The 21,315-nt window shown below is 70.8% G+C and carries 19 protein-coding genes; 6 read left to right on the plus strand and 13 right to left on the minus strand.

Features of this window, described 5'->3' with window-relative positions; genetic code table 11:
- Positions 1–205 precede the first annotated feature (205 nt).
- From ACWF94_RS09095 to ACWF94_RS09120, 6 genes are all read right to left on the minus strand, one after another.
- Positions 206–1,192 carry an N-acetylglucosamine kinase gene (locus ACWF94_RS09095; RefSeq protein ID WP_453486179.1) on the minus strand — a complete coding sequence of 329 codons (987 nt, stop codon included), beginning with the start codon at positions 1,190–1,192 and terminating at the stop codon, positions 206–208.
- Complete coding sequence (locus tag ACWF94_RS09100; protein WP_453486181.1) at positions 1,183–2,448, minus strand: 6-phospho-beta-glucosidase; 1,266 nt, start codon at positions 2,446–2,448, stop codon at positions 1,183–1,185. The genes ACWF94_RS09095 and ACWF94_RS09100 overlap by 10 nt, the downstream gene beginning before the upstream one ends.
- Positions 2,449–2,455: 7 nt before the next feature.
- Positions 2,456–3,355 carry a carbohydrate ABC transporter permease gene (locus ACWF94_RS09105; protein WP_453486183.1) on the minus strand — a complete coding sequence of 300 codons (900 nt, stop codon included), beginning with the start codon at positions 3,353–3,355 and terminating at the stop codon, positions 2,456–2,458.
- A 4-nt stretch (positions 3,356–3,359) separates the two neighbouring features.
- A complete protein-coding gene (locus ACWF94_RS09110; protein ID WP_453486184.1) occupies positions 3,360–4,301 on the minus strand; it encodes a carbohydrate ABC transporter permease in 942 nt (313 codons plus the stop codon).
- Positions 4,302–4,321: 20 nt separating this feature from the next.
- Positions 4,322–5,668 carry an ABC transporter substrate-binding protein gene (locus tag ACWF94_RS09115; RefSeq protein ID WP_453486186.1) on the minus strand — a complete coding sequence of 449 codons (1,347 nt, stop codon included), beginning with the start codon at positions 5,666–5,668 and terminating at the stop codon, positions 4,322–4,324.
- A gap of 133 nt (positions 5,669–5,801) precedes the next feature.
- Positions 5,802–6,965 (minus strand): ROK family transcriptional regulator, encoded by a 1,164-nt coding sequence (locus ACWF94_RS09120; RefSeq protein ID WP_453486208.1) that lies wholly within the window; start codon positions 6,963–6,965, stop codon positions 5,802–5,804.
- A 303-nt stretch (positions 6,966–7,268) separates the two neighbouring features.
- Between ACWF94_RS09120 and ACWF94_RS09125 the strand changes: the two genes are divergently transcribed.
- On the plus strand, positions 7,269–7,853 hold the full coding sequence (locus tag ACWF94_RS09125; RefSeq protein WP_453486188.1) for a Uma2 family endonuclease: 585 nt from the start codon (positions 7,269–7,271) through the stop codon (positions 7,851–7,853).
- Positions 7,854–7,913: 60 nt separating this feature from the next.
- Here ACWF94_RS09125 and ACWF94_RS09130 read toward each other — a convergent pair whose 3' ends face one another.
- Complete coding sequence (locus ACWF94_RS09130) at positions 7,914–9,014, minus strand: mechanosensitive ion channel family protein (protein ID WP_453486189.1); 1,101 nt, start codon at positions 9,012–9,014, stop codon at positions 7,914–7,916.
- Between the two features lie 266 nt (positions 9,015–9,280).
- Here ACWF94_RS09130 and ACWF94_RS09135 point away from each other — a divergent pair, with 266 nt between their 5' ends.
- Positions 9,281–9,817, plus strand: coding sequence for an HNH endonuclease (locus tag ACWF94_RS09135; RefSeq protein WP_453486209.1), 537 nt, complete (start codon positions 9,281–9,283; stop codon positions 9,815–9,817).
- A 303-nt stretch (positions 9,818–10,120) separates the two neighbouring features.
- On the opposite strand, the gene ACWF94_RS09140 is transcribed toward ACWF94_RS09135, so the two are convergent.
- Positions 10,121–13,060: a beta-N-acetylglucosaminidase domain-containing protein gene (locus ACWF94_RS09140; protein ID WP_453486190.1), complete on the minus strand. Its 2,940-nt coding sequence runs from the start codon at positions 13,058–13,060 to the stop codon at positions 10,121–10,123.
- A 258-nt stretch (positions 13,061–13,318) separates the two neighbouring features.
- Between ACWF94_RS09140 and ACWF94_RS09145 the strand changes: the two genes are divergently transcribed.
- The 3 genes from ACWF94_RS09145 (at position 13,319) to ACWF94_RS09155 (ending at position 16,189) form a co-directional block, all read left to right on the plus strand.
- Positions 13,319–13,633, plus strand: coding sequence for a hypothetical protein (locus ACWF94_RS09145; RefSeq protein WP_453486192.1), 315 nt, complete (start codon positions 13,319–13,321; stop codon positions 13,631–13,633).
- On the plus strand, positions 13,634–15,850 hold the full coding sequence (gene malQ, locus ACWF94_RS09150) for a 4-alpha-glucanotransferase (RefSeq protein WP_453486194.1): 2,217 nt from the start codon (positions 13,634–13,636) through the stop codon (positions 15,848–15,850).
- A 105-nt stretch (positions 15,851–15,955) separates the two neighbouring features.
- Positions 15,956–16,189 carry a hypothetical protein gene (locus ACWF94_RS09155; protein ID WP_453486196.1) on the plus strand — a complete coding sequence of 78 codons (234 nt, stop codon included), beginning with the start codon at positions 15,956–15,958 and terminating at the stop codon, positions 16,187–16,189.
- A gap of 204 nt (positions 16,190–16,393) precedes the next feature.
- Here ACWF94_RS09155 and ACWF94_RS09160 read toward each other — a convergent pair whose 3' ends face one another.
- A complete protein-coding gene (locus ACWF94_RS09160; RefSeq protein ID WP_453486197.1) occupies positions 16,394–16,999 on the minus strand; it encodes a MarR family winged helix-turn-helix transcriptional regulator in 606 nt (201 codons plus the stop codon).
- Positions 17,000–17,131: 132 nt separating this feature from the next.
- Here ACWF94_RS09160 and ACWF94_RS09165 point away from each other — a divergent pair, with 132 nt between their 5' ends.
- Positions 17,132–18,052 (plus strand): EamA family transporter, encoded by a 921-nt coding sequence (locus tag ACWF94_RS09165; protein WP_453486199.1) that lies wholly within the window; start codon positions 17,132–17,134, stop codon positions 18,050–18,052.
- Positions 18,053–18,128: 76 nt separating this feature from the next.
- Here ACWF94_RS09165 and ACWF94_RS09170 read toward each other — a convergent pair whose 3' ends face one another.
- The 4 genes from ACWF94_RS09170 to ACWF94_RS09185 are packed head-to-tail and all read right to left on the minus strand — an operon-like array spanning position 18,129 to position 20,995.
- Positions 18,129–18,764, minus strand: a complete 636-nt coding sequence (locus ACWF94_RS09170; RefSeq protein WP_453486201.1) for a GTP-binding protein — start codon at positions 18,762–18,764, stop codon at positions 18,129–18,131.
- A gap of 19 nt (positions 18,765–18,783) precedes the next feature.
- Positions 18,784–19,140 carry a DUF742 domain-containing protein gene (locus ACWF94_RS09175; RefSeq protein ID WP_453486203.1) on the minus strand — a complete coding sequence of 119 codons (357 nt, stop codon included), beginning with the start codon at positions 19,138–19,140 and terminating at the stop codon, positions 18,784–18,786.
- Positions 19,137–19,553 carry a roadblock/LC7 domain-containing protein gene (locus ACWF94_RS09180; RefSeq protein ID WP_453486204.1) on the minus strand — a complete coding sequence of 139 codons (417 nt, stop codon included), beginning with the start codon at positions 19,551–19,553 and terminating at the stop codon, positions 19,137–19,139. The genes ACWF94_RS09175 and ACWF94_RS09180 overlap by 4 nt, the downstream gene beginning before the upstream one ends.
- Entirely contained in the window at positions 19,550–20,995 is a 1,446-nt protein-coding gene (locus ACWF94_RS09185) for a sensor histidine kinase (RefSeq protein ID WP_453486206.1), read from the minus strand. The genes ACWF94_RS09180 and ACWF94_RS09185 overlap by 4 nt, the downstream gene beginning before the upstream one ends.
- Positions 20,996–21,315: the final 320 nt, after the last annotated feature.

Raw genomic sequence — 21,315 nt, forward strand, 5'->3', positions numbered from 1 at the left:
GGAGCCGGTGGGCCCGCGCCCCAGCGCCCCCCGGCCGCCCACGCCGCCCCGGCAGGCGCGGCCACCGGTACCGGCGCGGACCAGCCGCTCGGCCACCCGTAGCCGCGCGGACCGCATCCACGGACCGTCGCGGACCGGCCACAAGGACCAGCCGCCCCGCCCCCGCCACAAGGACCGGCCGCCTGGACCAGCCGCCCCGCCCCCGCTACGGGTACTGCGCCCGCAGCTTCGCGCGGGCCTGTGCCGATGCCCCCGTGTGGTCGAACCCCAGCAGTGCCGCCCCCAGGACCGGTGGTGCCGTCACCACCTCGATCCGGGCCTTTGGTGCCCTTTCCGCGAACATTGCAGCGATATGGGCATCCAACTCCGGGTGCCGGGCCGCCAGGACGCTTCCGCCCAGCACCACCGGCACCTCCTCGTCGAGCAGTTCGAGCCGGTCCAGCGCCACCGTGGACATCGAGACCACCTCATTCGCCAGCCGGTGGACCAGCGAGCGGGCGACCGGGTCGCCGCCGGAGCTGGTGGCGAAGAGGACCGGGGTCAGCTCATGCGTACGCGCGTACGGGACATGGCCCCGGTGCAGCGCCTCGATCAGGGCGTACATCGAGTCGAGCCCGAAGTGCGCCGGGAGCGTACGCGCCAGGGCCGTCGGCTCGCCGCGCCCGTCCTCGGCACGGGCCGCGTGCCACAGGGACTCCTCCGCGAGCCCCAGGCCGCCGCCCCAGTCCCCGGAGATCTTGCCGATCGCCGGGAAGCGGGCGATCCGGCCGTCCGGCCGCATGCCCACGCAGTTGATGCCCGCGCCGCACACCACCGCCACGCCCCGTGGCTCGTCCAGACCGGCCCGCAGGATGGCGAAGGTGTCGTTGCGCACCTCGGTCGTACGGCTCCAGCCCCGCGCGTGCAGCGCGGCGGTCAGCTCGCGTTCCTCCACCGGGAGATCGCAGTTGGCCAGACACGCCGACACATGCTCCACCCCGCCGTCGGCGGCGACGCTCCGGGCCCGCGCATCGGCCAGCGCCCGTTCCACCGCGACGGCGAGCAGGTCGAGCGCGCGGTCGATCCCGGTCTTCGGCGGCTGGAAGCCCTGCCCCCGCGCGGACGCGAGTACCGATCCGTCGGAGCCGACGACGGCCACGTCGGTCTTGCTGTTGCCCGCGTCGATGGCGAGGACTGAAGCGGTCACGCCCACGCGAGGTGCTCCCGGTTGTGCGCGATCAGCCGGTCGGTGAGGCCATCGGCGTACTCGTACTGACCGATCAGCGGATGCGAGAGCAGCGCCCGGAACACCCGGTTCCGGCCACCCCTCAGGGCCGCGTCCAGTGCCAGGTCCTCGTACGCGGTGACATCGGCGATCAGCCCGGCGTACAGGCGGTCGACCGCAGGTACGGGCAGCGGCGCGGCACCCCGGGCTCCCACGGCGGCCTGGACCTCGATCACGGCGTCGTCGGGCAGGAAGGGCAGGGTGCCGTTGTTACGGGTGTTCACGACCTGGTGGGAGCTGCCGCCCCCGCTCAGCAGCGCCGCCGCGAGATCCACGGCCGCCTCCGAGTAGAACGCCCCGCCCCGCTTCGCCAGCAGCTCCGGCTTGGTGTCCAGTTCAGGGTCCGCGTACAGCTCCAGCAGCCGCTTCTCCATCTCCGCGACCTCGGCGGCCCGGGACGGCTTGGTCGCCAGTTCCCGTACGACCTCGTCGTGGGCGTAGAAGTAGCGCAGATAGTACGAGGGGACCACGCCGAGCCGGTCCAGCAACGGGCGCGGCAGGCGCAGCTCGGCGGCGATCGCGTCCCCGTGTTCGGCCAGCAGTTTCGGCAGTACGTCCGCGCCCTCAGGGCCGCCGATCCGGACGCCCGTCTCCCAGGTCAGATGGTTGAGACCCACATGGTCGAGATGGATGTCGGCGGGGGCGGCATCGAGGAGCCGGGCGAACTTGCGCTGGAAGCCGATGGCGACATTGCACAGTCCGACGGCCTTGTGCCCCGCCTGGAGGAGCGCCCTGGTGACGATGCCGACCGGGTTGGTGAAGTCGATGATCCAGGCGTCCGGGCTGGTCCGCCGCACCCGCTCGGCGATGTCGAGGACGACCGGTACGGTGCGCAGCGCCTTGGCCAGCCCGCCCGCGCCCGTCGTCTCCTGGCCGACGCAGCCGCACTCCAGCGGCCAGGTCTCGTCGTTCAGCCGGGCCGCCTGGCCGCCGACGCGCAGCTGGAGCAGTACGGCGTCGGCGTCCGCGACGCCCGCGTCCACATCGGACGTGGTGACGATGGTCCCGCTGTGGCCCTGGCGGGCGAAGATCCGCCGGGCCAGGGCGCCGATCAGTTCGAGCCGGTCGGCGGCCGGGTCGATGAGCACCAGCTCGCTGATCGGGAGGGTGTCCCTCAGCCTGGCGAAGCCGTCGATCAGCTCAGGGGTGTAGGTGGACCCGCCACCCACGACTGCGAGCTTCATAGATTGTCTAACCCTTCACTCCGGTCAGTGTGACTCCCTCGACGAACGCCTTCTGGGCGAAGAAGAACACGAGGATCACGGGGGCCATGACCAGAACGGTCGCGGCCATGGTCAGATTCCAGTCGGTGTGGTGTGCACCCTTGAACGACTCCAAACCGTAACTGAGCGTCCAGGCGGCCGGGTTCTCGGAGGCGTAGATCTGCGGTCCGAAGTAGTCGTTCCAGGCGTAGAAGAACTGGAACAGCGCCACGGCCGCGATACCCGGCTTGGCCATCGGCAGGACGACCCTGATCAGGGTGCGCAGTTCACCGCAGCCGTCCACTTTCGCCGAGTCCAGATATTCATTGGGGATGGTGAGCAGAAACTGCCGCAGCAGGAATATCGCGAACGCGTCGCCGAACGCCATGGGGATGATCAGCGGCCAGAGGGTGCCGGTCAGATCGAGCTGCTTCGCCCAGAAGAGATACATCGGGACGACGACCACCTGCGGCGGCAGCATCATCATCGAGATGACCAGCATCATCGCGAGCCGCCTGCCGCGGAAGCGGAACTTGGCGAGTGCGTAGGCGACCGGCACGGAGGAGACGACCGTGAGGACGGTCCCCAGACCGGCGTAGAGGAGGGTGTTCTTCCACCAGGTCAGAAAGCCCGGGGTGTCGAACACCCGGCGGTAGTTGCTCCACTCCCAGGACGTCGGGATCAGATCGCGGGTGAGTGTCTGCTGACCGCCCATCAGGGAGGTCAGTACGACAAAGACGAAGGGGAGGACGAAGAACAGCGCGGCGGCCACGCCCAGTGAATGCACCGCTATCCAGTGCAGCAGCGCCTTGCGGCGGGCGGTACGGGCGGCGGGTGTGGTGGACCGGCGTGGCGCGGCCGGTGCCCGCTTGTCGATTGTCTGGGCCATCGGGTCAGTCACCCACTTGAATGAGGCCACCGCGCCGGCGCATCAGAAACGCGGTGAAGAGCATGGCGAGCGCGAACAGCACCAGTGCGATGACTGCGGCGGCCCCGTAGTCGAATCGCTGGAATCCGGCGTTGTAGACGATCTGCGGCAGGGTCAGCGTGGACTTCTCCGGATATCCGGGCTCGAACTGCTGTCCGCTGCCGCCGATGATGCCGGAGGCGACCTTTCCGGCGACCAGGGGCTGGGTGTAGTACTGCATGGTCTGGATCACTCCGGTGACCACGGCGAACACCACAATGGGAGAGATGTTCGGCAGCGTGACATAGCGGAATCGCTGCCAGCCCGATGCGCCGTCCAGTTCGGCCGCCTCGTACTGTTCCTTCGGTACGTCGAGCAGCGCCGCCATGAAGATCACCATCAGATCGCCGATACCCCACAGCGCCAGTGCGGTGAGCGCGGGTTTGGACCAGGTGGGGTCGGTGAACCAGCCCGGTGTGGGCAGTCCGATCGAATCCAGCAGGGAATTGACCGGCCCTGTACCGGGATTGAGCAGAAAGACGAAGGCCAGCGTCGCCGCGACCGGCGGTGCGAGATAGGGCAGATAGAACAGGGTGCGGAAGACCCCGGTACCCGTTTTGATCTTGGTGATGAGCAGGCCGATACCGAGACCGAAGGCGACCCGGCAGGTGACCATCACCAGCACCAGCCACAGAGTGTTGCGCAGGGCGGGCCAGAACAGCGGGTAGTCGTTGAAGACATACGACCAGTTGTCCAGGCCGTTGAAGACGGGGGGACGGAATCCGTCGTACTTCATGAACGAGAAGTACACGGTCGAGATCAGCGGATACGCGAAGAAGACGCTGAAGCCGATCAGCCAGGGCGACAGGAACGCCGCGGTCCGAAGCGCCGACCGGCGGCGCTTCGAACGCAGGGTGTAGGTGGTCATGACCGCGCGATTCGCCGAGGCTACTTCACTTTGGCGATGTCGGTGTCGATCTGCTTGGCCGCCTTCTCCAGACCGGCCTTCAGATCCTTCACCTTGCCGGCCTCGTGCTGATAGGCCAGATCCTGGAGGGTGAGGTGGTAGGAGCCGCCGTCGACATTGGCGGGGCTGGTGTTCGACTTCGGGTGCTGGGCGATGTCGATGAAGGTCTTGAACTCGGGGTCGTGCTTCAGATCGGGCGACTTCAGCGCCTCGATCGTCGACGGCACATTGCGGATGCCGTTGGAGAAGGCCACCACGGCCGCCGTGTCCGTGGTCATGTACTTCACCAGCTCCCAGGCGGCGTTCTTCTTCTTGCTGGTGGAAGCGATGCCGATGATCGTGCCGGACAGATATCCCTTGCCGTAGTCGGCGATCCTGTCGTCCTCCACGGGCAGCGGGGCGGTGCCGATCCCGAACTTCACACCCGCGTCCTTGGCCATCCCGAGCCGCCACTCGCCGTCGAGCTGCATGGCGACCTGGCCGGTGTGGAAGGGATGCTTGGCACCCCACTCGTCACCGAAGGTATTGCGGTACTTCTCCAGCTTGGCGTAGCCGCCCAGCTTCTCCACCAAGCCCTTCTGATAGGACATCATCTTGGTGAAGGCGGGGTCCTTGACGACATTGGACTTGCCCTCGGTGTCGAAGTAGGTCGGCGACCACTGCGACATGTAGTGCGAGAAACTGGTCTCGTAGCCATGGTAGTTCGGCATGAAGCCGAGACGCTCATAGCCGGAGCCCTTGGCCTTGGTCAGCTTCTGCGCGACCTTGGTGAACTCGCTCCAGGTCCTGGGCGGGGCGGTTATCCCGGCCGCCTTGAACGCGTCCTTGTTGTAGTAGAGGCCGTACGCGTCGCTCAGCAGCGGCAGGGAGCACTGATTGCCGTCGAACTGCGTGTAGTCGAGCAGCGGCTTGTGGAAGACCTTCTCCGGCTCGATGTTCGACTTCTTCAGGAACGGCTTGAGATCGGTGAACGCGCCGGTGGCGCAGAACTGCCCGACGGTGGTGGTGCTGAAGGACGAGACGACGTCCGGAGCCTTGGAACCGCCCGCGCGCAGTGCCTGGTTGATCTTGTCGTCGGTCATATTGCCGACGACCTTGACCTTGATGTTCTTGTGCGCGGCCTCGAAGCGCTTGACATTGTCCTGCATCGCCTTGACTTCGCTGGCGGCCGACCAGCCGTGCCAGAGCGTGAGGGTGGTGGGGGCCTCGGGGTCGTCCTCCGCCTCGGACCCACTCGACCCCGTACAGGCGGCGGCGAAGAGGGCGATCGCGGTGGTGGCGGCGATCGCGGCGGCGGACCTTCTGAACTGTGTGGACCGTATGGACATGGCGGTGCCTCCCTGACGGGGTAGGGGGTGAGCTGGTGCCTGTCTGTACTTGTGCCTTGTGCCTTGTGCCTCGTGCCTTGTGCCTCGTGCCTTGCGCCTTGTGCCTTGTGCCTTGTGCTTCGGTGGGGATCGCTTAGTGGGATGTGGTGTCGAAGACCTCGTCCCGGGTGGTGGCCAGGGCGCTCTCCAGCGCACCGCGCAGGACCGGGTGATCCCGTACGGAGCCGAGGACGAGCCGGGGGCGGGACGCGGCGAGTTCGGTCAGTTCCGCCTGGACCCGGGTGCGCAGCGGTTCCCCGCCCGCCGCGATCACCTCGCCGGACAGGACGACCAGCTCCGGGTCGAGCACCGCGACCATGGACGCCAGACCGGTGGCGAGGCTGGTCGCGTACGCACCGAGGAACCGCTGATACGGCCCCGATGAGGAGTCGGCTGCCCGGGCCACCAGGGCGCTCGCCACCTCGGTGTAGTGACCGTGGCCGATCTCCGCCACCCCCATCTCCCGCGCCAGCCCGGGGAGCGCCTGGGCACCGGCCAGCTCCTGGAAGCCGCCGCTGTTGGCCTTGGTGACCCGCCGCACCAGGGGAGTGCCGGGGACCGGCAGAAAGCCGACCTCCCCGGCGCCCCCGGTGAAGCCCCGGTGCAGCCGGCCGCCGATGACCAGGGCCGCGCCGAGGCCCTCCTCGTTCCACAGGAGCATGAAGTTCTCATGGCCCTGTGCGACCCCGAGGCGCTGCTCGGCGACGGCGACGAGATTGACGTCGTTCTCGTACTCGACCGGCATCGGCAGTGCGGCGGCCATGTCGTCCAGCAGGGCGGGGGAGTGCCAGCCCGGAAGATGCGAGGCGTAGCGCAGCCGGCCGGTGGACGGGTCGAAGGCGCCGGGGGTGCCGATGACCAGCCGATGGATATCGGCCAGGGTGAGCCCGGCGGCCCGTACCGCCCCGTCGAGCGCGGTGGTCACCCGCCGTACGGCGCTCTCCGCGCGACGCCCCGGGGTCGGCAGCTCGAACTCGCCGACGGTGGCCCCGGTGATGTCGGCGACGGCGGCGCGGATGCGCAGCGGGGTGACATCGAGGCCCGCGGCGAAGGCCGCGCCCGGATTGATCGCGTACAGCTGGGCGTTGGGGCCCGGCCGCCCCTCGGTGGTCCCGGTGGCGACGACGAGTCCGGCGGCTTCCAGCCGTACCAGCAACTGGCTCGCGGTGGGCTTGGACAGGCCCGTCAGCTTCCCTATCTTGGTGCGCGAGGAAGGCCCGTGCTCCAACAGCAGCTCCAGCGCGGCCCGGTCGTTCATGGCGCGCAGCACGCGCGGGGTGCCGGGGGTGGTGCCGGGCGCGGGCTCGGGTGCCTGGCCCGGTGCGGGCCCGGGGGTGGCTCCCGTCACTCGGACGCACCTGCCCTTCTTCGTATCGCCGGTATGACTGTTAGGAAAGTTTCCTAACCGGTTGGGATGAAGGTAGGCCGCCTCCCGGCCGGGCGTCAATGGGCCGCGCGGGGCGGGCAGTCAATCGTTGTCCACAGGCCCCTGCGGGAAGTCGGTCCTTCCGTATTCTGAGACCCTGGAGGCAGGTCCCCGCGAGGAGCAGGAGGAGGCGCTGTGACCGTGACCACTGATCGGCCGCAGATGCTGCCGGAGGAGTTCGAGGCCGCAGCCCGCGCCGTGGCGCGTGAGGTCGAAGGTCTCCGCGCGGAGTTCATCCACGGGAAAATGGGGGTCAAGCCGGCGCCCGACGGTGATCATGAGCGCATCATCCAGTGGCTCAGCAGGATCTGTATGCAGCACCGGCCGGAGCTGTGGCTGTCCACCGGGCAGGGACTGCGGATCGAGAGCTACCGCAAGGGCCATGCGCGCCCGGACGGCACGCTGGCCGACGCGGAGGCGTTCGTCGGCGCGGGTGAGTGGGCCGATCCCGAGCCGGTGCTCCTGACGTTGGAGATCGCGTCGTATGACACCGACACGGATCGGCGTGACCGGCTGGAGAAGCCGCGTGCCTATGCCGAGACGGGCATTCCGGTGTATCTGCTGATCGACCGGGACTCGTGCGAGGTCAAGGTGCACAGTCAGCCGGACGGAGTCCGCTACGAACACGTTCTGACGGTGCCGTTCGGCAAGGAGGTCACCCTCCCCGACCCCATCGGAATCACCCTGGACACCGAGCCGCTCAAGAGCTGGGTGCGCTGACGCGAGAACGTGTGCGCGAACGACGGGCGCCCCGGCCGGGCACCCGTCGCCACAGGGCCGCTACTTCGTCAGATTGGCCGGAGGCGGTATCGGGGACGCCGCCAGCGACTGCGGGGAGACCGGGCTCGCCAGTGCCGAAGGGGGCGCCACCGAGGCGGACGGGTCCGGGGCCGGGCCCTCCTCCGCCGCCATCGGGAGGCCGCCCACGATCCGGATGCCCGCCGCGTCGAACGCGTGCTTGATGCGCCAGCGCAGCTCCCGCTCCACCCCGAGCGCCTTCCCCGGCATCGTCTTCGCCGCCACCCGTACGGTCATCGAGTCCAGCAGCACCTCGGTGAGCCCCAGGGTCTCCACCGGACCCCACAACTGCTCGTTCCACGGCTCCGCCTTCGCCAGCCCGTCCGCGACCTCGCCGATCACCGTCCGGACCCGGTCCAGATCCTCCGACGGACGCACCGTGACATCGACCGTGGAGGTCGCCCAGCCCTGGCTGAGGTTGCCTATCCGCTTGATCTCCCCATTGCGTACGTACCAGATCTCGCCGTCGTCGCCGCGCAGCTTCGTCACCCGCAGCCCCACCTCGATCACCTCGCCCGATGCGACGCCCGCGTCGATCGAGTCGCCGACTCCGTACTGATCCTCCATGATCATGAAGACGCCGGAGAGGAAGTCCGTGACGAGGTTGCGCGCGCCGAAACCGATCGCGACACCCGCGACACCCGCCGACGCCAGCAGGGGCGCCAGATCGATCTGGAAGGCCCCGAGGATCATCAGCCCGGCCGTGCCGAGGATCAGGAACGACGCCACGGACCGGAGCACCGAACCGATGGCCTCCGAGCGCTGCCGCCGCCGCTCGGCGTTGACCAGCAGACCGCCGAGCGCCGTGCCCTCCACCGCCTGGGCGGAACGGTTCATCCGCGCTATCAGCTTCGTCAGCGCGCGCCGCACCAGCATCCGCAGCACCAGCGCGACCACCAGGATCAGCGCGATACGGAGACTGGTGTTCAGCCAGGTGGACCAGTTCTCCTCCACCCAGCCCGCCGCGTCCCCCGCCTGCTTCGCCGCCTCGTCGAAGGAGACGGTCCCCGCCGGTGAGTCCGCTGGGGCCGACGGATCGGCGGCAGCGGCGGCGAACAGGGCGGACGGCGAGAGCGCGGTCACGAGGGAGGACCTCCAGGCATGGTGTACGGCTGGCAAACCACACTAACGGGGTATCCATCCGGTTCCGTTGCCGTGTTCGGGGGAGAGACAAGGCTCACCTGGGGATGAATCGAGGGGGCTGGGCGTTGCAGTAGGTGATGTGGTTGAAAACACTTCGAGCCCGTTACGGCTACGTGGTGGCGCTCGGACCTGGCCTGAGGAGAGACTTGAGAGCAGATCGTCCCGGCGCGAGCCACGCGCCGCCGGCGTACAAGGAGGCATCCACCGTGCCGCACGTCCTCGTCCTCAACGCGTCGTACGAGCCCCTCGGCGTCGTACCGCTCCGCCGCGCGCTCGTCCTCGTCCTGGAGAACAAGGCCCTCTGTCTGGAGGAGTCCGGCGCCTTCATGCACAGCGCGACCCGCGTCATCGCCGCACCCAGCGTCGTCCGGCTGAAGCGATTCGTCCGGGTCCCCTACAGGGGGCCCGTTCCCTTGACCCGCAAAGCGCTCTTCGCCCGCGACGGCGGGCGCTGTATGTACTGCGGCGGCGTCGCCACCAGCGTCGACCATGTCGTCCCCCGCAGCCGCGGCGGGCTGCACGCCTGGGACAATGTGGTGGCAGCCTGCCGCCGCTGCAACCACGTCAAGGCGGACCGGCACCTGCGCGAGCTGGGGTGGAGACTGCGCCATCAGCCCGCGCCCCCGAGCGGGCTCGCCTGGCGGATCATCGGCACGGGGCACCGGGATCCGCGCTGGCTGCCATACCTCCAACCGTATGGCGCCGAGGACGCAATGGCCCGGATCGACGGCATCTCCGCCTGAGACCCGGATTTATTTTGTTTTGTGGCTCGGTTCTCCTCCGGGCCGCCTAAGCGTGTGTCGACGGTCGATCGTGCTCGATCGCTTTTTTTGTGGCTCGGTTCACCTCCGGGCCGCCTAAGCGTCTGTCGACGGTCGATCATGCTCGATCCCTCGTTCCTCGGGACCTCCGCGTGTTCTCCCTTTCGACACCCGCGCGGCCCTTCGGTTCACTCGCCGAGGCTCAAGGGGGTTGTGCGGGGTGACCCGGGTCGTATCGGTGGGTGTAGGGGCTCGGGCGGATGGCGGAGGCTATCGGGACAGCCCTCAGGGTTGCGCGATCGCGTGGGCCTCGACTGACCACAGGGAGTAACCGAAGCGGGTCGCGCGCTCGTCGCCCTGGACGCGGATGAAGAGGACGTCGCGGCTGTCCATGCGGACCGCTTCCCGGCCGCCGCGGCCTTCGGTCACGGTCGCGGCCGTACGCCAGGTGCGGCCGTCGGCCGAGACCTGGACGCGGTACTTCGAGGCGTAGGCGTCCTGCCAGTGCAGCACCACCTGGCCCACCCGGGCGGGGGCCGGGAGGCGGACCTGCCACCAGGCGCCGTCCTCGGCGGGGGAGGACCAGCGGGACTTCGGGTCGGCGTCGATGGCGGCGGGGGCCGGGAAGTCGGGTGTCTCGTCGCCCGACGAGGAGGCCGTGGCGCCCGGGGCGCGGATGAGGTCGGGGCCGCCGGTGCGGGGAAAGGCGCGGACGGTGAGGGTCTGCTCCTGGCCCGCGAAGGACAGGGTCACCCGGTACTCCCCCGAAGGGGTGTCCGCGGGCACGGAGAGGCTCACCGGCACCGTCGTACCCGCCCCGCGCGGCACCGTCGTCAGCTTGGGCACGGTCACCTCGATCCCCGCCGGGGCGGTCGCGGTGAGGGCGCCGCGGACCTCCTCGGGGCGCTTCGCGGTCAGCCGGACGCCCACCTGCCGCGCCGGGCCGCCGATCTCCGCGTCGGTCTCCCTGTTTACGAGGGCGAGATCCGCCGCGGGCTCGTCGGCGAACCACGGGACCAGGGCGCGTACGTCGACGCGCCGGCCGCCCTCAGGGACGAGACGGATCGCGTCCAACCGCAGTCCCCCGGTCCGGGCCTGGGTCCAGCCGTCGGACGAGAGGGCGGCGATGGGCCGCCAGCCCTCGCCGGGGACATGGGCCTCCAGCCGGCCGGGGCCCGGGTCGGGACCTGTCATGGCGGTGACCGCGTTGACGGGCCGGGCCCGCCCCAGCCGGACCGTGTCCTCGCCCGCCGTGTCAGCGGCCCTGGCCGCGCCCGTCCAGAGGTCGGACTCCTTGGCCGCGCGCTTGAGGAACGGGTCAAGCACCCCCTTGCCGACCGTCGCCCTGCTCCCCGCCAGTTCCTCGCGCAGCCCCTCCAGACCGAGCGAGGCCCGCCAGGCGGCGGCGCCGTCACCCCGGGACTGGGCCTGGAGCATGTCGACGGACAGTTCGCCCGCCCTGCCGTGCCGCGCCAACTGCTCCAGCCACGGCCGTACGTCGTCGTCAAGGCGCCCGCCGGCCGGTTTCCTGAGCTGCTCGGGGGCCCGGCTCAGCACCGTGAACGCGTTCCGCAGCGCGGTGGCGGCCCGGTCCCGGGCCGCCGCGTCGGTGCCCGCGCGCGTGGCCCAGAACGCGTCGATGAGAGGGGTGAGATAGGCGGACTCGGAGGGGTTGAGAATCGAGGAGGCGTGATTGCCCGCGAACGCGCTCAGGGCCTGGCGGGCGCCCGGGTCGCCGCCCGCGAGATCGGTTATCGCGGCCTGCCAGGACTCCTGGGGGCGGTAGCCCTTAGGGTTCCAGGCGAAGTCTGCGGCGGTGAACAGCGGGATACGGGAGGCCGACGCCTGCTCCATGGCATTGGCCAGCAGCGCGACGGAACCGGTCGCGACCCCCGGTTCGCGGCCCGTGTAGGGGCCGAGGAAGAGCCGGTCCTGGGCATAGTCGTTGACCGGGTAGTTGTCCATGGTGACGAGCGGGTGCTCGAACGCCTTCCGCGCACCCGCCAGTTCCCGGCCGGTGATCGTACGCGGCACCACGCCGACCCCCGTCCACGCCACCTGGACCCGGCCGTCCAGCTGATCGGCGAGGGCACGCCGGTACTCCGTCTCGCCGTCCTGGTAGAACTCCGTCGGCATCAGCGACAGCGGCTCCGCGCTCGGATAGCGGGCCGCGAGATGCCGCGCCACCGCGTCCGCCACCCGGGCCTGTGCCCGCGCCGCCGCCCTGGGGCCGGAGCCGAAGGTGTCCGCGTCCTTGCCGCAGTGCCACTCGCTGTAGCTGACGTCCTGGAACTGGAGCTGGAAGGCGCGCACCCCCAGCGCCCACATCGCGTCGATCTTCCGCGTCAGCGCCCTGATGTCGCCGTCGTCGGCCAGACACATCTCCTGCGCGGGCGCGACCGCCCAGGCGAGGGTGACATGGTTGCGCCGCGCCCGGTCGGCGAGCGCGCGGAACTCGGCGCGCTGGGCCGCGGGGTAGGGGTCGCGCCAGCGGGCCTGGCGGAAGGGGTCGTCACCGGGGGCGTAGAGGTAGCGGTTCTGCTTGGTGCGGCCCATGAAGTCCACCTGGGCGAGGCGCTCCTGGTGGCTCCACGGCCGGCCGTAGAAGCCCTCCGTGATACCGCGGACGGCCGTGCCCGGCCAGTCCCGCACCATGACTCCGGCGACCGTGGCGGGCGAACCGGTGATCAGCTGGCGCAGCGTCTGGGCGCCGTGGAACAGACCGCTCTCGCCGACACCGTCGATGGCGACCGTGCCCCGGCCCCGGAGCCGGCCGGCCGCGATCCGGTAGCCGCCCGAGGGCAGATCGGCGCGATGAGGCGCGCGCAGGGCGCGCAGCGCGTCCTGCGCGCCCTGTCCGCCGATGTACAGGGCGGGACCGCGTCCGGGCAGGGTGGTGTAGACGGTGCGGACGCCGGAGTCGCGCAGCAGTTGGCGCACCAGTTCGACGGCGTACGGGTCGGCCCCGGGATCCGTGACGACGGTGGCCTCGTCACCGAGCGGTACGGTGGCGCCCGCGGCCCGGATCGTCTGCGGGCGGGGCCATACGGGGGGCGGTGCGCCCTGGTCCTCGGGGTCGGTGGCCGAATGGGCGGGGGAGCCCGGATCGGTGGGGGAGCCCGGATCGGTGGGTGCGGCGACCGTGCTCTGCGCCCCGCTGAGGAGGCCCCCGATCACCGCGACGGCGACCGCGGTAGCCGTGTGTCTTCCCCGCGCGAGCCGCACAGCCGTCTCCCCTCGCTCCCGCATGTTTCTGTTTGGTCACGAGCCCACCACCCCCGCACGGAGGGTGTCAATGCGGGTGGCCGTTGTGCGCCATTTGCCTGGTGCGGCGGGCGGGACGGCCGACACGTACGGCTTCCGGCCGGGAACTGAATGTGACCCGGAACACGTTGACTGATCGTGTACGACTGCGGCCACGCCCTCCGGGTAGGGGCCCCGGTGAACGCTTACCGTCAGTACCGTCCGTTGGGAGTGCCCGTCATGACCGCATCCGCTCATCTGCTGCTCGACGCCCTGTCCACTCGTGTGTCCGGGGACGGCCAGGCACCCGCGCCCCGATCGCCGGGAGCCAGGATCGGGCGCCCGGCCGGTAAACGGGGCCCGTCGGCCGCTAAACCCTCGGGCCCCGGCCCGCTCATCGGCGAGCTGCCCGGCTCCGGCCCCCTCACCAGCGAACCTCCCCTGCCCGGCACCGCGCCCCTGACCAGCGAGCCCCCGTTCGCCGACCACACCCCGCTGACCAGCGAGCCGACGGCCGCCCGCACCGCCGACGGCACCGAGTCCCCAGGAGTCTGAATGGGCCTTGCCCGGCTCGCCGCGCTGCACGGCGTCGCCACCTCCTACGCTCCGTCCGACGGGCTGAGCGTCCCCGTCCCGGAGTCGACCGTCGTCGCGGTCCTCGCCGCGCTCGGCGTGGACGCGCGGGGTCCGGCGGCGGTGCGGGAAGCCCTGGCCCGCGCCGGGGCCGCGGCCGATGAGCGGCTGCTGCCCCCGACAGTCGTCCAGTGGGGGCGGGACGGGCGGCCTTCGCGAGGCGCGGGAGGGGCACTGGGCGCGGCGGCTCCCGGCCTCGCCGGTCTCCCCGGCCTCCCCGAGGGCACGACGGTGCGTATCACCCTGGAGGACGGCACAACCCTGGACGAGAGCGCCATCCCGGAGCGCGGCACAACCCCGGAGGACGGCGCCATCCCGGAGCGCGGCCTCACCTCGGGGGACGGCACCGCCCTGAAGGGCGGCACCGGGAGCGCCGACCGGTCCCGGCTGCCCTTTGGGGTGCACCGGTTATGGGCCCGCTCCCCGGACGGCCGTACGGGGAGCGCCTGGCTCATCGTCGCCCCCGACCGGGCCCCGCAGCCGCCGGACCGGTCGTACGGCTTCCTCGTCCAGCTGTACTCGCTGCTCTCGACCCGCTCCTGGGGCATGGGCGACCTCGGTGATCTCGGTGAGCTGGCGACCTGGGCGGGGCGATCGCTGGGAGCCGGATTCATCCAGGTCAACCCGCTGCACGCGGCCGTTCCCGCGCCCCCGGACGGCGGTGGCGGCGACCCCTCGCCCTACCGCCCGTCCTCCCGCCGCTTCCCCGACCCCGTCCATCTGCGGGTCGAGTCCGTCCCCGAGTACGCGTATCCGGGCGGCGGGGACCGCGAGCGGCTCGAAGCCCTGCGCGGGCAGGCCGCCCGGCTGCGGGACTCCGTGCTGGACAAGGGCGCGCTGATCGACCGGGACGCCGTCTGGGCACTGAAGCGCCAGGCCCTGGAGCTGGTGCACCGGGTGCCGCTGGGCCCCGGCCGCCGCGCCGACTACTGCGACTTCCTCGCCGACCAGGGGCAGGCCCTCGACGACCACGCCACCTGGTGCGCCCTCGCCGAGGTGCACGGCCCCGACTGGCGCTCCTGGCCCGAGGCGCTCAGGGACCCCCGCTCGGGCGCCACCGACCGCGCCCGGCACGCGCTGATGGACCGGGTCGACTTCCACTCCAGACTGGCCTGGCTCACCGACCGCCAGCTCGCCGCCGCCGGGCGCGCGGCCCGTGCGGCGGGCATGGGCGTCGGCATCGTCCACGATCTGGCCGTCGGGGTGCACCCGGGCGGCTCGGACACCTGGGCCCAGGGCGCGGCCTTCGCCTCCGGCATGTCCGTCGGCGCGCCCCCGGACGCCTTCAACGCGCACGGCCAGGACTGGGGTCTGCCGCCCTGGCGCCCCGACGCCCTCGCCGCGTCCGGGTACGCGCCGTACCGGTCCGTGCTCCGCGCCCTGTTCTCCCACGCGGGCGCCCTGCGGATCGACCATGTGATGGGCCTGTTCCGCCTCTGGTGGGTCCCCGCCGGCCGCCCGCCCACCGAGGGAACCTATGTCAGCCATGACGCCGAGGCGATGCTCGCCGTCCTCGTCCTGGAGGCCCACCGGGCGGGCGCGGTCGTCATAGGGGAGGACCTCGGCACGGTCGAACCGGGGGTACGGGAGAGCCTGGCCCGCCGGGGCGTGCTGGGCACCTCCGTGCTCTGGTTCGAGCGCGACTGGACGGGCAGCGGCCGGCCGCTGCCGCCCGGGGCCTGGCGCGAGGGCTGTATGGCGACCGCCACCACCCACGATCTGCCGCCCACCGCGGCCCGGCTGGCCGGTGAGCATGTGGAGCTGCGCGACCGCCTCGGTCTCCTCACCCGCCCCGCCGACGAGGAGCGCAACCGCGAGCGGGCGGACGTCGAGGAGTGGCTGCGGCTGCTCAAGGGCCTCGGCCTGCTGCCGGAGGGGACGGGCGACGAGGAGGGCCGCGTCCGCGCCGTTCACCGCTTTCTGCTCCGCACCCCGGCCCTGCTGACCGGCGTCTGGCTGCCGGACGCCGTGGGCGACCGCCGCCCCCAGAATCTGCCCGGCACCTGGGACCAGTACCCGAACTGGCGCCTGCCGATCGCGGACGCCGAAGGCCATCCCCTCACCCTGGAGCAGCTCGCCGCCTCACCCCGGCTGCACGCCCTGATGGGGGTGTTCAGACGCCGGCGCCAAAGACCCTGAGCAGGCGCCCGCGCTCCCTGTACGGCACGGGCCGGGCGGGCGGCGGCGTTCCCCGTACGGCACCCCGGGCGCGCGCCCGGATCGGCCGTTCGCTACGTTGGGGCCGTGGACAAGAAGAACGCTTTGCGCGCCGGCACCGTCACGGCCGGTACGACGCTGATGATGCTGCTCCTGTCGTCGCCCGCGCTCGCGCTGACGCCCGACGACGGTGACGACCCGGGCACCGGTCTGAGCGTGGCCGAGACGCTCGGCCTCTTCGTCTTGACCCCGGCGCTGATCTTCGGGGTGATCGCGGGCCTGGTGATGGTCCTCGACAAGTCCAGGAAGCCGCAGAGCTGACCGGCCGCCGGGTCCGGTCCGACCGACTCCGGGCGCCCCGCGGGTGTACACACCTCCGGGGCGCCCTTGTCATGACCTGAGTTCTGCCGCGTCCGGCTCCCGGCCGTCCCGGTCCCAGCCGTCCGGCTCCCGGCCGTCCCGGTCCCAGCCGTCCGGCTCCCGGCCGTCCCGGTCCCAGCCGTCCGGCTCCCGGCCGTCCCCGTCTCAGCCGTGGGCGGCGAGCAGCTGACGCAGCAGAGCGCCCAACTGCTCGGCCTGCTCCTCGTCGAGCGCGGAGCCGAGAAACTCGTGCTGGCGGGCCAGCCCGGCGGTCACCGCCAGGTCGGCCAGCTCCAGACCCCGTTCGGTGAGGGTGACGCGCAGACCCCGGCGGTCGTGCGGGTCGGGGTTGCGGGTGAGCAGACCCGCCTTCTCCAGGCTGTCGAGCCGCCCGGTCATCCCGCCGGTCGTCAGCATCAGCGTCGCCGACAACTGGCGCGGTGGGAGCGTGTAGGGCTCCCCCGAGCGCCGTAGCGTCGCCAGGACGTCGAATTCCCCGCGTGTGATGCCGAAGCGCTGATACTCCTTCTCGGTCAGATCGGCCATGGCGCGCGCGATCCGGTAGATCCGGCCGTAGACCGCCATCGGGACGGTGTCCAGGTCGGGGCGCACCACCGCCCACTGGTCGGTGATCGAGTCGACCGCGTCCTGCGCGGGTGCGGGTGCGGGTCCGGACGCGGGTCCGGGTGTGGGTCCGGGCGCGGAGCGGTGGCCGGACCGTGGGGCGGTCGATGTGGGGTCCGGGGTGGCGGGAGTGGCTGTGGCGCTCATGGGAGCAAGTATCGGCCGCGACTTGGTTGTACGCAAGCAAGTGGGTTGAGACTAAGTGGGTTGAAGTTAAGTAGCTTAGAGGTAAGCTAGTTTCGCTTTCCTGCTCCACCCGCCTGTTTCCGGAGGACCACCGTGAACCGCGCCGCCGCCGTCGCCCTGACCGCGCTCGCCCCCATCTCCTGGGGCTCCACCTATGTGGTCGCCACCGAGTTCCTGCCACCCGACCGCCCCCTGTTCACCGGCCTGGTGCGCGCCCTGCCCGCAGGGCTGCTGATCATCGCCTTCACCCGGGTACGACCGCACGGCTCCTGGTGGGGGAAGGCCGCCGCGCTCGGCGCGCTCAATATCGGGGCGTTCTTCCCCCTGCTCTTCCTCGCCGCCTACCGGCTGCCCGGTGGGGTCGCGGCCGTCGTCGGCTCGGTCGGACCGCTGTTCGTCGCCGGACTCGCGGCACTGCTGCTGAGTGAACGTCCCACCACCCGCACCCTGCTCTCCGCGATCGCGGCGGCCTTCGGCGTCAGCCTGGTGGTCCTCAAGGCGGGGGCCGCGTTCGATCTCGTCGGCGTACTGGCCGGACTGCTCTCCGCCGCCTCCATGTCCGCCGGAGTCGTCCTCACCAAGCGCTGGGGCCGCCCCGAAGGTGTCGGACCGCTGGTGATGACCGGCTGGCAGCTCACGGCGGGCGGACTGCTCATCGCCCCGGTGGCTCTGCTCGTCGAGGGTGGGCCACCCGCGCTCGACGGTACGAACATCGCCGGATACGTCTATCTCGCGATCGTCAACACGGCCGTCGCGTACTGGCTCTGGTTCCGGGGCATCGAGCGGCTGACCGCCACATCGGCGACTCTGCTCGGCCCGCTGTCCCCGATGACGGCGGCCGTCATCGGCTGGGCGGCGCTGGGGGAGGCGCTCACCTCCGTACAACTGCTGGGTATGGCACTGGCGTTCGGCGCGACCGTGGTGGGGCAGCTGCCACGCCGCCGGACGCCCCTCCCCGGGCCGCCCACCGGGACCCGGCCGAGGGCGGCCGAGGTCCCGGTGTCACACCGCTAGTCACGCAGCACATGAGCCTCACACGGCACACGAGCCACACACGGCACATGCGGCGCCGTCCGGTGCGGACCGGCGGCTACGCCGGAGTCGTCTCCGTCGTCACCGCCAGGGACTGCAGGTACCGCATCAGCGCCATCAGCACATCCCGGCTGGAGCCGCGCAGCCGGGCGTCACAGTCCACGATCGGCACCGACGCCGGCAGGTCGAGCGCGCCCCGGATGTCCTCGATGGGGTACTCGGGTGCCTGCGGGAAGGTGTTGACGGCCACGACGAACGGCACCCGGCGCTCCTCCAGCCGCCCGATGACGTCGAAGCTGACCTCAAGCCGCCGGGTGTCGACCAGGACGACCGCGCCGAGGGCACCCTCGAACAGACCGCGCCACAGAAACCAGAAGCGCTGCTGGCCCGGGGTGCCGAACAGATACAGCACCAGCTCGTCGTTGATGCTGATCCGGCCGAAGTCCATGGCGACGGTCGTCGCCGTCTTGCGCTCCACCCCCTGGGTGTCGTCGACGCCGACCCCGGCCTGCGTCATCGTCTCCTCGGTGGTCAGCGGTCTGATCTCGCTCACGGAGCCGACCAGGGTCGTCTTGCCCACTCCGAAGCCGCCCACGATGACCACCTTGACGGCGGCGGTGGCCGTCTCCGGCAGTACGTCCTCCCGGCGCGGCCCCAGGGTGTGGCCCACCGCCTGCCCCACGGACTGTCCCATGACCTGTCCCGCGGCCTGCTCAGAGTCTCTGAAGTCCATCGATCACTGCCTCAATCAAAGCGCGGTCGGGGAGTAGGGCTGGCTGGACCGGTGCGCGCGCCATCACCTGGTTGTCGATCAGCAGATCGCTGAGCAGGACGGTGACGACACTCACCGGAAGGCTCATATACGCGGAGATCTCGGCCACCGAGAGAGGCGCCTGGCACAGCCTGATGATCGCCGCGTGCTCCGGCTGCATCCCGTGCCGGGGGCCGGACTTGGCGATGATCAGGGTGACCAGGTCGAGTGTGGCCGGCACGGACGCCCCGCTGCGTCCACCCGTGATGACATACAGCCGCTCGGGACTGCTCTCCTCCCAGTCCCCCGCATTGCTCACGCGGTCTGCCTGTCCTGTCGCGGCGGTGTGCTCAGGTGCTCTCCGATCCGCAGCACGAGATCACGCATCCGCTGGCCCATCAGCCCGGCGTCCACACCCTCGTCGGCGAGTACGGCGAGGAACGCGCCCGAGCCCGCGGCCATCAGATAGAAGAAGCCGCCGCTCATCTCGATGACGACCAGATGCATCCGGCCGTCACTGCCCGGGAGTTCGGCGGCGACCGCGCCCGCCAGGCTCTGGAGTCCGGCGCAGGCCGCGGCCAGCCGGTCGGCGGTGTCGTTGTCCGCGCCGTACTGCGCCATGCGCAATCCGTCCGCCGACAGGACGACCACATGTCTGGTCTGCGGGACACCTGCCGCCAAGTCCTTGAGCATCCAGTCCATGTTGGTCTGGTTGGACTGCTGCTGAATCATGGCTGCGTACTCCCCTTGTTCGTCTGGGTGGCCTCACCGGAGACGCCGTTCTGGAACGCCGTGAGCCACATGCCGGGCTGCACCGAGGGCGCTGCCTTGGTCTTCGGCTCGGGCTCGATGGTCGTGGGCGGAGTCGCGGCGGCGGGGGCCTTGCGGCGTCGCTGCGGCAGTCCGGTCGCCGTCCGTTCGGTGACGATCGGCAATTCGTCGTCCGTCGTCATGAAGTCCGCCATCGTCGGGCCGGTGATCTGCCGGGACTGCCGTTCCTCGGTGGACGCACCGCCCGTGCGGGGACCCGAGGACGCGCCGATGCCGTGCGCGACACCGGTCGCCGATGCGACCGTGGTGATCAGTTCCTTCGGTACGACGATGACGGCGCGCACTCCGCCGTACGCCGACGAACGCAGGGACACCTGGAAGCCGTACACCTGCGCGAGCCGGCCGACCACGGCGAGGCCGAGGCGGGGCGTCTCGCCCAGGTCGTTGACATCGATGCCCTCCTGGGCCTGCTGGAGCATGCGCTCGGCCCGCCGGCGGGCCTCCTCGCTCATGCTGACCCCGCCGTCCTCGATCTCGACGGCGATGCCCGAGTTCACATCGACGGCCGTGAGATGGACTCTGGTCTGCGGCGGTGAGTAGCGGGTGGCGTTGTCGAGCAGTTCGGCGAGCGCGTGGATCAGCGGCTCGACGGCCGGGCCGACGACCGCGACCTCGGAGACCGAGTGCAGTTCGACGCGCTGGTAGTCGATGATCCGCGACATCGCGCCGCGCAGCACGCTGTAGAGCGGGACGGCCTTGGTCCACTGGCGGCCGGGCCGCGCGCCGCCGAGGACGGCGATGGAGTCGGCGAGCCGGCCGATCAGCGCGGTGCCGTGGTCGATCCGCAGGAGGTCGCCGAAGACCTCGGGGTTCTTGCCGTGCCGGTCCTCCATCTCGCGCAGCTCCTGCGCCTGCTGGTGGACGATGGCCTGCACACGGCGGGCGATGTTCACGAAGGCGCGCTGTGCGGACTCGCGGAGGTCCTCCTCCGCGACGACGGCTTCGAGAACGGAGCTGAGGACGGCCTGGTGTTCGGTGGGCGCGTCGAGTGACGCGATCACATCCTCGGGGAACTCACCGCCGCGCAGCCGCCGTACGACCCCCGGCAGCAGATCACCGGCGAGCCGCGCCGTCTCCGCGCGCTGGCGGGAAAGCTCCGCCTCGTGCACTTTCAGCGCGGCTTCGAGCTGTCTCGCCTCGTAACCTCGGCGGGCTGCCTCGTAGCAGGCGACGGCGATCGCCACGACAGCGGTGACGCCGATCCAGATCACGGCGGCGCGAGTCGACTCGGGGACCTGAACTGCGGCGATCGCCGCGGGAACAGCGGTGATGACGACGGGCACGAGCCACACAAGGGGGGCCGCGCTCCGCGGACTTCCGGTCGACGTTTCCTGTCGAACCATCAGCACCCTCAAACATCGGAACGGGAATGATCATATGACGACAGTCGGGGAGCATATCCGTGTTGAGTTACGAGAGGTGACGGGCGGTCAATGATTTGGCGGGATGTATACGCTTGAAATCGGTGAAGACGCCCATGCACTGGGGGCCAGCGGCCTGACCGTCGATTTTCGGCCAAGTTAGAAACGTTGTCAGCGTAGGTGGTGTCGTCGGTGTTGTTGGCGTTGGTTCGGTCCCGAAGTGGCTCCGACCACGCCCGACCAAACCCCACAAGCCGCAACACCCGGGGCCTCCCTCCCATACGGGCGGGGAGGCCCCGGGC

It is taken from the genome of Streptomyces sp. NPDC055078, assembly GCF_053607985.1.